This is a genomic window from Arthrobacter sp. NtRootA1, from assembly GCF_019976975.1.
GTDB lineage: Bacteria > Actinomycetota > Actinomycetes > Actinomycetales > Micrococcaceae > Arthrobacter > Arthrobacter aromaticivorans.
The window spans coordinates 4,046,605-4,059,326 of the sequence record NZ_AP024630.1; the positions used below are offsets into that span (position 1 = coordinate 4,046,605).

Below are 12,722 nucleotides of genomic sequence, written 5' to 3' on the forward strand. Positions count from 1 at the left end.
CCATGACTGCCAAAATCAGCCTCCGCAATGTCACCAAGCAATTCACGGTCCGGGCTACGAAGTCCACGGCCGCAACGACGCTCACGGCCATCGATTCGCTAAGCCTGGACGTGCGCGACGGCGAGTTCCTTACGTTGGTAGGGCCAAGTGGTTCCGGCAAGACCACGCTGCTGGACTTGCTCGCGGGTCTCTCAACACCCACGTCCGGCGAGGTTCTCGTTGACAACAAGCCCGTAACGGGTCCCGGTAAGGACCGCGCTGTGGTGTTCCAGCAGTACGCACTCTTCCCTTGGCGGACAGCTTCGGCCAACGTGTCCATCGGCCTGGAAGGAACAGGGGCGGACGGCAGGAGATTGAACCGCCGGGAACGGGCGGCGAAGGCCAAGGAGTATCTGGCGCTCGTCGGGCTGGCCGGCTTCGAGGACCGCTATCCCCATGAGCTCTCGGGAGGCATGAAGCAACGTGTCGCCATTGCCCGCAGCTTGGCTTATGAGCCCGACGTCCTGCTGATGGACGAGCCTTTCGCGGCATTGGACGCCCAAACCCGCGAGCAGTTGCAGGACGAACTGCTGCGCATCTGGAGGGCAACCGGCAAGACGATCGTGTTCATCACGCACGGCATTGACGAGGCCGTTTATCTCGGCGAGCGCGTGGCTGTGCTGAGCGCCCGTCCTGGCCGTCTGAAGGAAATTGTGGACATCAACATCCCCGATCGCGACGGCGAGGAGGACATTCGCTCCCACCCGGCCTTCGTCGAGCACCGGCACGGGGTGTGGACGCTCCTGCACGATGAAGTCCGCCGCGCGCAGGACGCCGGGCACCGGAAGATCCTCCCGGACGGCAGCGCACCGGATGAACCGTCAACCGCCCCCAAAGACGGAACCGTCACCAGTGAAAGGACTGCGGCCTGATGAGCACCACATTGACCCAGACAGAAACCGCGGCGGCAACGCGCAAAGCAAGCGTCAGGACCGAGCCGGGTAACGCCGTCGGGCCTTCCGGTACTGCCGCCGCACCCGCCCCCGAGGCTAACGCGCAACGTTCGACGCCGGTCCTCGCCGCAGCGCGCAGGGTTACGGCAGCAGCCGGATCAGGCGTGTGGAAGTCCGCTGGCATCCTGGCCTTCCTGGCACTGTGGGAATTCGGCCCGACGTATCTGGCCAGCCCCTCCACCAAGGTATTCCTGCCCCCGTTGCATGACGTGCTGTTGGCATGGGGCAAGCTCTTTGAAGCCGGCACCATCCAAGGCCACATCGCGGCCAGCCTCACCAGGTCAATCACCGGTTTCGGCGCGGCGCTCGTTGCAGGTGTGTTGCTGGGACTCCTGATCGCTTGGTACGGACGGCTCAACGCAGTCCTCAACCCCTTGCTGGAACTCTTCCGCAACACGGCCGCATTGGCTCTGCTGCCTGTGTTCACGCTGCTGCTGGGCATCGGCGAGGAATCCAAGATCAGCATCGTGGCTTACGCAGCCTTCTTCCCGGTGCTGCTGAACACGATCGCAGGAGTGAAAACCGTGGATCCGCTGCTCATACGGGCTGCGCGCTCGCTGGGACTGAACAGTTTCCGGCTCTTCCAGAAGGTCATCCTGCCATCGGCCGTGCCCACGATCTTTACCGGTATCCGGATGGCCGGTACCGCGTCCATCCTGGTGCTGATCGCCGCCGAGATGGTGGGCGCCAAGGCCGGCCTTGGGTATTTGATCGTGAACGCACAGAGCAGCTTCCTCATCCCGGACATGTACGCGGGCATCCTCACAGTCTCGCTCCTGGGCCTTGGCGTGAACTTCCTGTTGGTCGCGCTGGAACGCCATTTCTCGCGCTGGCGGACCGCAGTGGGCGCGGCTGCTTCCTAAAACCACCCCGTGGCACTTGCCACAACCCATCACAAAGTAAGGAAAGAAATAATGACCGTCATTACCGAAACCAAGCTTGAATTCGCCAAGCTAGGCTCCCGCATCGGCGCGGAAATACGAGGACTCGATATCAGTGGAGACCTCAGTAAGGACACGATCGCTCAGATCCGGACCGCGCTCAACGAGCACAAGGCGCTGGTATTCCGGGAGGCCAACATCCTCACCGACGAAGCCCAGGTGAAGTTCGCCAGCCACTTCGGCCCGCTCACGAAGGCGCATCCCACGGTTGCCTCCGTGGAAGGTGAAGAAAACGTCTTGCCGGTGGACAGCGAGAACGGCTCCGCGAACAACTGGCACACGGACGTTACGTTCGTCGTCAATCCGCCGCAGGCCTCCACGCTGCGCAGCATCGACTTGCCCGCCTATGGCGGGGAGACGCTCATTGCTTCCTCCGCTGGGGCGTACCAGGACCTGCCGGAGGAACTGCGCAACTTCGCAGACACTCTGTGGGCCATCCACACCAACGATTACGACTACTCCGTGCCCAAAAACCTTGAGCACCAGAATGCCGAGGAGCGCCGCAAGGAGTTCACCCGCCTGAAGTTCGAAACCGCCCACCCCGTGGTGCGGGTCCACCCGTTGACCGGCGAGCGCGGATTGTTCATTGGGGGCTTCGCGCAGCGGCTTCGGATCGTGGGCTTGTCCAACACTGAATCCCGGGACATCATCAGGCTGCTGCAGGCTTATGTGACGCGTCCTGAGAATGTGGTCCGCGTGAACTGGGAGCCCAACCAGGTTGTGTTGTTCGATAACCGGATCACCCAGCACTACGCCCCGGACAACTACGACGGCCAGCCTCGCAAGTTGAACCGTGTGACCATTGCCGGCGACATTCCTGTAAGCATCGACGGCAAGGCAAGCCAGGCCATCCAGGGTGATTCAAGCACCTACTCGGTGGTGGCCCCGGTCGCTGCCGCGGCAGCTTCGTAGGAGCCCGTATGTGTTGCTGTCGTAACCCAACTGAGTCGCAGCTGAGCGCGTTTTGAACCCTCAAAACGTGCTTAACTGCGACTCAGTTGGGTTTAAGGGATGTTGCTTCCCCGAGCTGCCACCCATAGGCCATACCACTCGGCGCGGGTCATGGCGGCAGCCACGGACGCGGCATCAGAGCAGGCAGCGATCCGCCCGGGATTGGTGGTTCCGAGTACGGGAGAGATCCGCGCCGGATGCCGCATCAGCCACCCCAGCAGTACCGATTCGGGGGTGGTGCCTTTCTCCGCCGCGAGCCGCTGAAGCATTCCAGCGGTTGCGGACTCGGCCGGCGACATTTCCTCGGACGGCGCCCCTGTGTAGCGTCCCTGAGCCAAGGAGCCGTAGGCCTGGAGCTCAATCCCCTTGGCCATGCATAGCTCCACCGTCCCATGGGGAAAGTTGAAGCCCAGCCCGTCGGCATGGTTGACCAACACGGTGCTTTCCAGCCAGTCCCGTCGCAGCAGGCTCATCTCCAGCTGGTTGGCAACGATGGGCATCTCAAGGCAGTCCTGCAGGAACTCGATCTGCGCGCCGGACATGTTGGACACACCCAGCTGCCGCACCTTTCCTTCCGTAACAAGCTGCCCGACGGCGTCCGCCACCTCGCGCGGATCCATCAAAGGATCCGGGCGGTGCAGGAGAAGGACGTCTACGTAATCCGTTTGAAGCCGCTTCAGACTTTCATTGACCCGTTCAAGGATCGCTTCCCGGCTGAGGTCGTAGTGCGTATCCAGCCCGCGCTCCCCCAGCCTGATCCCGCACTTGGTTTGAAGCAGGATCTTCTCGCGCAGGCCCTGCGAACGGGCGAGGACTTCCCCAAAGACGGCTTCGGACTTGCCGCTGCGGTAGATGTCAGCATGATCGAACAATTCAATGCCGATACCTTGTGCTGCGTCGATGACTGAGGCGGCCTGTTCGATCTCGGCGGCACCATAGGACGTACCGTCCCAAGGACCGCCAAGTCCCATGCAGCCGTAGATCAGGCGCCCGCGCCCGTTCGCGTTATTCATACCTGTATTCAATCCAGTTGACTTGCCCGGCGCTTACGCGTCGCGGACCACCCAGGCTGTGGTGTCGGCCGGCAGCATGCCGCCTTCCACCGGTCCACTGCTCACGACGACGCTGCCCGCCGGAAGCGCGAAAGGCTCAGTTCCGAAGTTGGTTACGGTTTCCCAACCGCCCGGACGGCTGAAGTGCAGAACGTCCTGGTTTCCGGTTTCAACCCATTCGAGTTCCTCGTCGGTCTGAAGTTCCCTGCGCAGGCGCAGGGCTTTGCGGTAGAGCTCCAGGGTTGAGCCTTCACGTCCTTCCTGCTCGGACACCGCGTAGTTTGCGAACCATTCCGGCTGCGGCAAGTGGGCTTTGCCTTCTCCGAAGCCAAAGGAGGGCCCTTCTGCGGTCCACGGCAGCGGGACACGGCAACCATCGCGGCCGATCTCGACCCCTGGGTTGCGGTAGAAGGACGGATCCTGCCGCTCAGAGTCCGGGATCTCAGCTACTTCCTGCAGGCCAAGCTCTTCGCCTTGGTAGAGGTAGGCGGAGCCGGGTAGCGCGAGGAGCAGCAGCGTTGCGGCGCGGGCACGACGCAAGCCGAGTTCGACGTCGAGCTCTTCCGCAGGTGCGCCGGCCAGCAGCCAGCCTTTGCCGTCCTGGCCCTTTGGCTTGGTGGCCGAGACGTCCTGGGCGGCGTTGGTTCCCTGCGCAACCGAACCCCCCTTGGGCAGTCCATAGCGGGTGGCATGCCGAACGACGTCGTGGTTGGAGAACACCCAGGTGGAGGACGCCCCGGTTTCCTTTGCCGCGATCAGGTTTTCCGTGATGATCTTCCGGAAGGATGGTGCATCGAAGTCGGCCTGCAGGAGGTCGAAGTTGAAGGCTTGGCCCAGTCCCTCGGGGCTGGCGTAGCGGGCACGACGCGATTCATGGACCCAGGCCTCGGCTACGGCGGTGCGCGGCGGGTTGTACTCGTTGAAGAGCTTGCGCCACTCCGCGTAGACCTCGTGGACTTCGTCGCGGTCCCAGAAGGGGTGCGATCCGTCCACGAAACCGTCCGTGCCGTGGGCGCGGGCTTCGAGGTCTGCCTTCATCGGCAACGGCTCGGAGAGATCCTTGGCCATGCCGTGGGCGACATCGATGCGGAAGCCGTCCACGCCGCGGTCGGACCAGAACCGCAGGGTCTTGAGGAAGTCCTCGCGAACCTCAGGGTTGTCCCAATTGAAGTCGGGTTGCTCCTTGGCAAAGATGTGCATGTACCACTGGCCGGGAGTGCCATCGGGCTCGGTGATGCGTTCCCAGACCGGTCCGCCAAACACGGAGTCCCAATCCGAGGGCGGCAGCTCGCCGTTTTCCCCCTTGCCGTCACGGAAGATGTAGCGTTCCCGCGCTGCAGAGCCCTTGGGCGATGCCAGGGCCTCCTTGAACCATTCATGGCGGTCCGAAGAGTGGTTGGGCACGATGTCGGCCACCAGCTTGATGCCGGCGGCGTGGAGTGCTGCTGCCATCTCATCGAAATCTTCAAGCGTCCCCAGTTTGGGGTCCACGTTGCGGTAATCATCGACGTCGTAGCCACCGTCCGCAAGCGCTGACGGGTAGAACGGGCTCAGCCAAACGGCGTCGATCCCCAGTTCCTTCAGGTACGGAACCTTGGCAGTGACGCCCTTGAGGTCACCGATGCCGTCGCCATTGGAATCGGCGAAGCTGCGGGGGTAGATCTGGTACACAGCTGCCTGGCGCCACCAGTTCGGATCAGCCATTCGCTCTGCATCGGTACGGTGTGCCTGAGTGGCGGAAGTGCTCACGAAACTCCTTTGATTTAGAATCTAAATTTATATCCCGGACCAGTATGAAACGCTGGGCACGGAAGGTCAACATCCACTAGCCCTTGACGGCCCCCTGTGTCACGCCGGCCATGACCCACCTCTGTGTAAAGAGGTACGCGACGATCGCGGGCGCCATCGCCATCAGGTAGGAGGCGAAAGATACGTGGTAGTTGTTGCTGAACTGGGTTTGAAACAGGTTTTGCCGTACCGGCAGGGTCTGCAGTGCGGGATCGGAAATGATCAGCGACGGCATCATGAAGTCATTCCATGCATAAAGGAATGCGAAGATACCCACGGTCGCGCTCATTGGCGCCAACAGCGGGAAGATCAGCTTCCAGAACGTCTGCCATGTTGTGGCGCCATCGATCCGGGCACTCTCTTCCAATTCCATGGGTATGGAACGCAGGAATGCCGTGAAGAGCAGCACGCTGAAGCTCAGTTGGAACATGGTGGCCAGGAGGATTACGCCGAACGGGTTGTCCAGCCCAAGACGACCGGTGAGCTGGATCTGCGGCAGTGCAACCACCGGGAACGGAATGAACATCGCTCCAAGAAGGTAGAAGAACGAGTACCTGAACAACCGGCGTTCCCAGTTGCGCACAATCGCGTAGGAGGCGAATGCAGCAAGGACGATGGTGGCAAGGACGGTCCCTGCAGTCACCAGCAATGACATCGCGGCACCCACGGGAAAGTTCGTCAGGGTCCAGGCCTGGATGAAACCGTCGAGGCTGAAGGGGGCGGGAAATGAGAAGGCGTTGCCATCCACAGCCTGCCCCTGGGTCTTGAAAGCCATGGACACCGTGACATAGAGAGGAAGCAGGACGGTCACTGCGCACAGGACGAGGACCGTGGTCGCAGGCCAGTTGACCCGCTCGATAGCCGGAGCCGACCGCCGTCGGATGTTTGGAACGGTGGCGGTTTCAACGTGGGAGGAGTCCTCGATTGCGAGGGTGGTTTGCTTGGTCATCAGAGTGCATTCCGTCCGCGAGTCAGCGAAAGCTGCAGGAGTGAGATAAGGATGGCGACCACGAAGAAGATCGTCGCGTTGGCCATCTGGTAGGCGTAGTCGCCGCCATTGAAGCCGGCAATGACAGTCATCGCAATGCTCCTGGTGGAGGTCCCCGGGCCACCGTTCGTCAGCCCCACGATGATGTCGTAAGCATTGAGGAAGCCCTTGAACCCGAGAATGATGTTGATGACCACGTAACCGGCCACCAACGGAAGGGTGATCTTCAAGAGCTGCTGGAATTTGCTCGCGCCGTCGATTTCCGCGGCCTCATATACGTCCCCGGGCACGGCAACAAGGCCCGCGATGTAGATGAGCAACGCCCCAGGTACTGCCTGCCATGCTGTGACAAGAACAATCGCAATCCACGCGAGATCGGGGTTGGCCAGCAGGCTGCTTTCCAGCCACGGGATCCCTGCCGCAGCACCGACCTCCGGCAGGGAGTTCGAGAACAGGAAGTTGAACACGTAGGCGATGATGATGCCGGAAACCACCATCGGGATGACGAAGATGGTCCGCAGTGCCGACTTCATCCGGATGCGTGCGGTGAGGCCGACGGCAAGGAGGAAAGCGATCACGTTGACCGCGATCACCGTGACGATCGAGAACCCAAAGGTGAACAGATAGCTCTGCAGGATAGCGGGGTCACTGAAGATCGCGATGTAGTTGGTCAGGCCGATGAACTCCCAGTCGCCGATCCCGATGGAGTTGGTGAAGCTGAAGAAGATACCGATGATGCCCGGGATCGTGATGGCAAGGGTGAACAGGATGAGGCTGGGTACCAGGAAAAAGTAGAAGATCGGTTCCACACGGCGCCTGCTGCGTGGCCTTTGGCGACTCTGCCCGGATGTGGTTGGGGTGCTAATGCTGGACATGTTTCTGACTTCCTATGTTCTGCACTACTGGCGGAAGGCCAGGCGCGCCCAATCTGCGTCGAGTGTGCGAAGGGTGGATGCAGGGGACGCGCCGAACACGATTGCCTGCGTGTAGTTCATGATCGGTATGGTGCGCGGAACGAGTACCGACGGGCCCTGATAAACCTGCGATTTCTCGTAGTACTCCACCATCCCCTCGATCCGGGGGTCCGGAACGTTCGCAGAATCCTTGGTGGGTGTGAAGCCCAGCTGTGATTTGTTGTAGGCATCGATCACCTCTGGCCGGTACAGGTACTCGAGGAAGTTACGCGCAGCGTCCTTGTGTTTGGATGCCTCTGGAATCCAGGCCGCGAGGTCCACATTGACCCGAACACGCAGGTCCTTGGGGTCCTCGGTCATCGGGAGTGGGAAGGTTCCGAGCTTGAGGTCCGGGGCGGTCTTGGCGATCTCGCTGAATGCCCACGGGCCCTGCAGATACATGGCCGCTTTGCCCTGAGAGAAAGCGAGATTACCGTCACCGTAGGCGCGGCTTGCAGCATCCTTGTTGACGTAGTTCTTTGCGAGCGTCAGCATCTTCTCGACCGGCTGGTTGAAGTCCTTCTGGAATGACACCGAGGATTCCGGCCCAACCTCCGTGCCTTCGGCAGCAAGCTTCTTGAAGAAGTCAATGGTGTCCACCTGCCCACCTACGGAGTAGTCAAACCACCCCTGGGCGATCGTCCAGTCATCCTTCCATGTGGCATAGAACGGCGTCACCCCAGCGGCTTTCAGTGCTTCACACGCCGCGATCATCTCGCTCCAGGTCTTCGGCACCGCGATGTTGTGCGCAGCGAAGATCTCCTTGTTGTAGATCACCGAGGACGCCATGACTGAGTAGGGCAGGGCACTGGTGCGTCCCGGATAGGAACCGTACTGGTCCATCAGCGGCTGGAGGTCCTCGCGGACGCGGGAGGCGGCTTGCGTGCCGGACAAGTCGCTCAACGCTCCTCGCTGAACAAAGCGGGACGTTTCCATGTTGTAGTTTGCAAGCGCGATGTCCGGTGGATTGCCGCGGACGAAGCTTGCGGACACGACGTCGACGCCCGAAGTGTCCAGCACCACCTGGGTTTTGTCCTGGGAAGCGTTGTAGTCGGCCACCAGCTTGGTCATGAAGCCGATGGCCTCCCGCTTGCTGAAGGTGAAGCGGATGGTCTCTTTACCCGGTTCTCCGGTACAGCCCGAGAGAAGGCCGGCCAGCAGAGCCAGACCCAGGCCCATCGCTGCCATGCGTTTCTTGCGCGTAGCTTTCACAGACTCCATAGTCCTTTCGTCTTGCGGATCCCCAGTGGCCGCTATGCCTTGGGGGAAGTGGTCGACCTCAACCTCAACCCGGTTTTAGATAGGAGGTAAATTTATGACCTATCGCTAGTATTTAGTGAGGAGCACCACACCGTCAAGCTTTTGGGGAAATGCGTCGTCATCTAAATTTATGTACTAAATTTAGAGAGACCGTTCTATCACTCCGGTAGGCGGCTGGAAAGGTGGGAGCGCCGGAATGCTGATCGGGACTGCGCCGTCAACACAGCTGGTTCGCAGGGTCAATGCCGGCGCGATGCTCAAGGCCATGCGTGGCGCCGGTGTGGTAACAGGCACCGAACTCATGGCTTCCACTGGGCTCTCCCGCGCCACCGTCATTTCCATCTGCGACGAACTTGTCCGGCTGGGCTGGCTCCAGGAGCTGGAAAACCAGCGAGGGGCCGGAGACTACATCAAGGGCAGGCCGGCACGTCGCTTTGTTTTCGACGACAGCGCGGCCAGCGTGCTCGGAATCGACATCGGCGCCAATAAGATCACCGCCATAGTGGCCGACATGGCCGGAACACCATTATCCCAGGTCACGATGCCCTTCCGGACGTACAACGTCTCTGCCAATGAGCGCGCAGATGTGCTGGACCGGATCGCAGCAGACGTCCTGAAAAAGGCCGGCGTATCTGCAGACTCGATCCTTGCTGTGTCCGTTGGAGTGGCTGCCCCGGTAAGCCGCGACGGCGAGGTCCTCACCGTCCAGGAATTCTGGAAATCCTTCGATGTCCGCGGGATTGTTTCAGAGCGGCATGGCTGGCATGTACTCCTTGAAAACGACGCCAACCTCGCAGCCCTCGCGGAACGGTGGCAGGGCACCGCGCAGGGAGTCGACAACCTCGTTGTCATGCTCGCCGGCGACCGTCTGGGTTCCGGAATCCTCGAATCCGGCCGTTTGCTCCACGGGCAGCTTGGTGGCTTCGGGGAACTGGGATACCTGGACACCGTCGACGGCGTGGGCGACACCTACGGCATCGCGCACTACGCTGCGCTCTGGGGGCGGGAAGTCCTTGACGATACCAAGGGCACGAAGCTTCGGAAACTTTGCGGGGATGATCCCGCAGCGCTGACAGCAGAGATGGTTTTCAAGGCAGCCGCGGAAGGCGACCACGCCGCCGCTCAGGTCCTGGACCGTTTGGCGCACCGCATGGCCCGGGTCATCGGCTCAATCAGCACTTTGGTCAACCCCGAGTTGGTTGTTATTGCGGGAGCCGTCGCATCCTCTGCAAACGCCCTGATCCCAGCCATTGAAAAGCAGTTGCCGGACTTCACGTTCACTCCCCCGCGGCTGGCAACCTCCACCCTCAGTGAGGGCATTGTGTCCCTCGGTGCGATCCGCCACGCCCTGGACTACGTCGAGGAGCACGCGCTGGATCTCTCCCCGTCGTCATTGCCGAAGCCCGCGAACGCTTCCTGATCCTGTCCGTGCCCGGCTGCGGGCCCACGCGGATCGCTATTCCGGCATGGACATGGTGCGCAGATCCAGCTGCCTCAGAACACGATCTGCCACTTCAGGATCAGTCCCAGGCTCATTGCGGGCCTCCACCACTTCCTGGCGGGCGGCATCCAGGGCGATCGTCTGCACGGCAATGGCAAGTTCACGCCCCCGCTTGCGTTTCTCCGCCGCCGACTCGTTCCGCAACGTCCCATCCAGCAGCTCTGCATGGAGCCGGCGCATCTTTTCCTTGACCAGTGCCACTTTGTCCGCTGGGAGTTCCTTCATGAGCTCGTGGTCCTTCAGCGCCGACACCGCTGCCGTTTGGGCACGTTTAGCCAGAACGCGTGCCGCGTCCTTTTCATGGGAACCGTCCTCCGTGGCTTTCAGGACCCGCATCAGCCAAGGAAGCGTCAGGCCCGGCAGTACCAGCGTGGCCAGAAGCACGGCGCATGCGATGACCAGGATTTCGTGCCGTGCGGGAAAGTCACTCCCATCCGGCAAGGTCACCGGGAGCGCCAAAGCGAGAGCCAGTGTGGCCAGCCCACGCATTCCACACCACGTCAGGATGAGTACTTCCTTGGGCGAGGTTGGCTGCAGGAGATTTCGTCGCTGGTGGGCGGTTAGAGCTAGAAGACCGAGCCATAGGTAACGAACAACGAACACCAGGACACAAATCACCACGGCAACGCCGATCATCCCGAAAATCGCCGTCCCCTCGTCACGGATGACGTGGCGGATCTCCAAGCCCACCAGGCCGAAGGCCAGTCCGGTCGCCAGAAGCTCCACCACGTCCCAGAACGCTGTCCGCGTGATGCGCTCAGCAGCGTCCTGCGGCCGTGCGTGCCGTTGCAGTTCCAAGGCGGTCACGACGACGGCCACCACACCTGACGCGTGCAGCTCTTCCGCCAGGATGTACGCAGCAAACGGAACCACGAGCGTGACCGCGCTGCGTGCCACCATGGACGTCACAAGCTTGGTAATGAACTTCGTCAGCCAGCCCATGGCGATGCCGATGACCACCGCCAAGGCCGCACCCACCACGAACTGCAGGATGACATTAGGCCCCACCTCGCTACCGGAGACCGTAGCGGCAACCGCTGCCTGGAAGATCACGATGGCGGCGGCGTCATTGAAAAGGCCCTCGCTCTGCAGAACGGTAATGAGCCGCCTGGGCATGTGAACCCGGCCAGCCACGGACTCCACTGCAACGGGGTCCGGCGGCGCAACCATGGCTCCCAGGGCAATCGCTGCCGGAATCCCGATGCCAGGAATCATGAGCCATGCAGCACCAGCCACCACCGCGGTGGAAACCACCACCAAGGCGACAGCCATGAGTAGCAGCGTCCGCCACCGCACGCGGAAAACGGCCCAGGAACTCTTCTGCGCAGTGGCAAAGAGCAACGGTGGGAGGAAGATCGGCAGGATCAGTTCCGGTGAAATCTCAAACTCAGGGAAGCCTGGTATGAACGTTAGTGCAACAGCCAGGAGCAGCATTAGGACCGGATAAGGAAGCCGAAGCCTGTCCCCCAAGCCGACGGCCAGCACCGTGGCAAGCAGCAATCCGATAATGAGTGCCAGCTGATCCATGTTCCCGCTTCCCCAGAAGTTGTACGAGCTTTCCCCAGGCCTGGCCTGCGGAAGCTACCTACCAACCTATCCCGGGGTCCACGGATGCCTTGCCACGTTAATCCGCGGTCAGGGCATCCACCACGTCAACTGTTCCATCCTTGAAAGTGATGGTCCGGTGGATAGTGCCAGGAAGTTCCAGGACGGCAGCGGCCACCAGGGCGACGTTGGCACGGGACGTCCCGGTGCCGTTGCCAGGGTTTGCCGGGTTGACTTCGATCAACCCGGACGCCGGCTCCTCTGTCAGGGTTCCGGGTCCCAGCACCGTCCAATCCAGGCCGCTACTGCGCAGGTAGTCATCGGCCGCTGCTTTGGACTCTGCGTAAGGGAAGAAAGGGTGGTCCTGGGGAATGCCGTGATCCTTTGCACTTCCTATGTAGGACACCATCACGTAACGCTTAACGCCGGCTTCCTTGGCCGCGTCCATGGATCGGATCGCGGCGTCCCGGTCCACGGCATACGTCCTGGCCGGGTTGCCCCCACCGGCCCCCGCCGACCAGACCACGGCGTCGTGGCCCTTCAGCGCCTGGGCGAGTTCCGCCGTCGTCGAGTTTTCCACGTCCAGTACCTTCGCAGCGGCTCCAGTCTCCGTGACATCTGCCACATGGTCGGGATTTCGAATGAACGACGTGACATCGTGACCTTCGCCACTAAGAATCCGGGATAAATGAAGGGCCACTTTGCCGTGGCCGCCAATGATTGCGATTCGGCTCATGCACCCATTCTGTCC

Annotated in this window: 11 protein-coding genes; 4 read left to right on the top strand and 7 right to left on the bottom strand. The window is 61.5% G+C overall.

The window, feature by feature from the left end:
* Positions 1 to 2: 2 nt before the first annotated feature.
* From LDN90_RS18420 to LDN90_RS18430, 3 genes are read left to right on the top strand one after another with little or no spacing between them, the layout of a single operon-like run.
* Positions 3 to 911, top strand: a complete 909-nt coding sequence (locus LDN90_RS18420; RefSeq protein WP_223946586.1) for an ABC transporter ATP-binding protein — start codon at positions 3 to 5, stop codon at positions 909 to 911.
* Positions 911 to 1,855, top strand: coding sequence for an ABC transporter permease (locus LDN90_RS18425; protein ID WP_223946587.1), 945 nt, complete (start codon positions 911 to 913; stop codon positions 1,853 to 1,855). Before LDN90_RS18420 ends, LDN90_RS18425 begins: the two co-directional genes overlap by 1 nt.
* Positions 1,856 to 1,906: 51 nt before the next feature.
* Positions 1,907 to 2,845, top strand: coding sequence for a TauD/TfdA family dioxygenase (locus tag LDN90_RS18430; RefSeq protein ID WP_223946588.1), 939 nt, complete (start codon positions 1,907 to 1,909; stop codon positions 2,843 to 2,845).
* Positions 2,846 to 2,937: 92 nt separating this feature from the next.
* On the opposite strand, the gene LDN90_RS18435 is transcribed toward LDN90_RS18430, so the two are convergent.
* The 5 genes from LDN90_RS18435 to LDN90_RS18455 form a co-directional block, all read right to left on the bottom strand.
* On the bottom strand, positions 2,938 to 3,897 hold the full coding sequence (locus tag LDN90_RS18435) for an aldo/keto reductase (protein ID WP_223946589.1): 960 nt from the start codon (positions 3,895 to 3,897) through the stop codon (positions 2,938 to 2,940).
* 33 nt (positions 3,898 to 3,930) lie between these two features.
* Entirely contained in the window at positions 3,931 to 5,685 is a 1,755-nt protein-coding gene (locus LDN90_RS18440) for an alpha-amylase family glycosyl hydrolase (protein ID WP_223946590.1), read from the bottom strand.
* A gap of 76 nt (positions 5,686 to 5,761) precedes the next feature.
* Complete coding sequence (locus LDN90_RS18445; RefSeq protein ID WP_223946591.1) at positions 5,762 to 6,673, bottom strand: carbohydrate ABC transporter permease; 912 nt, start codon at positions 6,671 to 6,673, stop codon at positions 5,762 to 5,764.
* Positions 6,673 to 7,587: a sugar ABC transporter permease gene (locus LDN90_RS18450; protein ID WP_223946592.1), complete on the bottom strand. Its 915-nt coding sequence runs from the start codon at positions 7,585 to 7,587 to the stop codon at positions 6,673 to 6,675. Before LDN90_RS18450 ends, LDN90_RS18445 begins: the two co-directional genes overlap by 1 nt.
* A gap of 24 nt (positions 7,588 to 7,611) precedes the next feature.
* Positions 7,612 to 8,886, bottom strand: a complete 1,275-nt coding sequence (locus LDN90_RS18455) for an extracellular solute-binding protein (RefSeq protein ID WP_223946593.1) — start codon at positions 8,884 to 8,886, stop codon at positions 7,612 to 7,614.
* 235 nt (positions 8,887 to 9,121) lie between these two features.
* Between LDN90_RS18455 and LDN90_RS18460 the strand changes: the two genes are divergently transcribed.
* Complete coding sequence (locus LDN90_RS18460; protein ID WP_223946594.1) at positions 9,122 to 10,345, top strand: ROK family protein; 1,224 nt, start codon at positions 9,122 to 9,124, stop codon at positions 10,343 to 10,345.
* 36 nt (positions 10,346 to 10,381) lie between these two features.
* Here LDN90_RS18460 and LDN90_RS18465 read toward each other — a convergent pair whose 3' ends face one another.
* On the bottom strand, positions 10,382 to 11,953 hold the full coding sequence (locus tag LDN90_RS18465) for a Na+/H+ antiporter (protein ID WP_223946595.1): 1,572 nt from the start codon (positions 11,951 to 11,953) through the stop codon (positions 10,382 to 10,384).
* Between the two features lie 97 nt (positions 11,954 to 12,050).
* On the bottom strand, positions 12,051 to 12,707 hold the full coding sequence (locus LDN90_RS18470; protein ID WP_223946596.1) for an NAD(P)-binding oxidoreductase: 657 nt from the start codon (positions 12,705 to 12,707) through the stop codon (positions 12,051 to 12,053).
* Positions 12,708 to 12,722 lie beyond the last annotated feature (15 nt).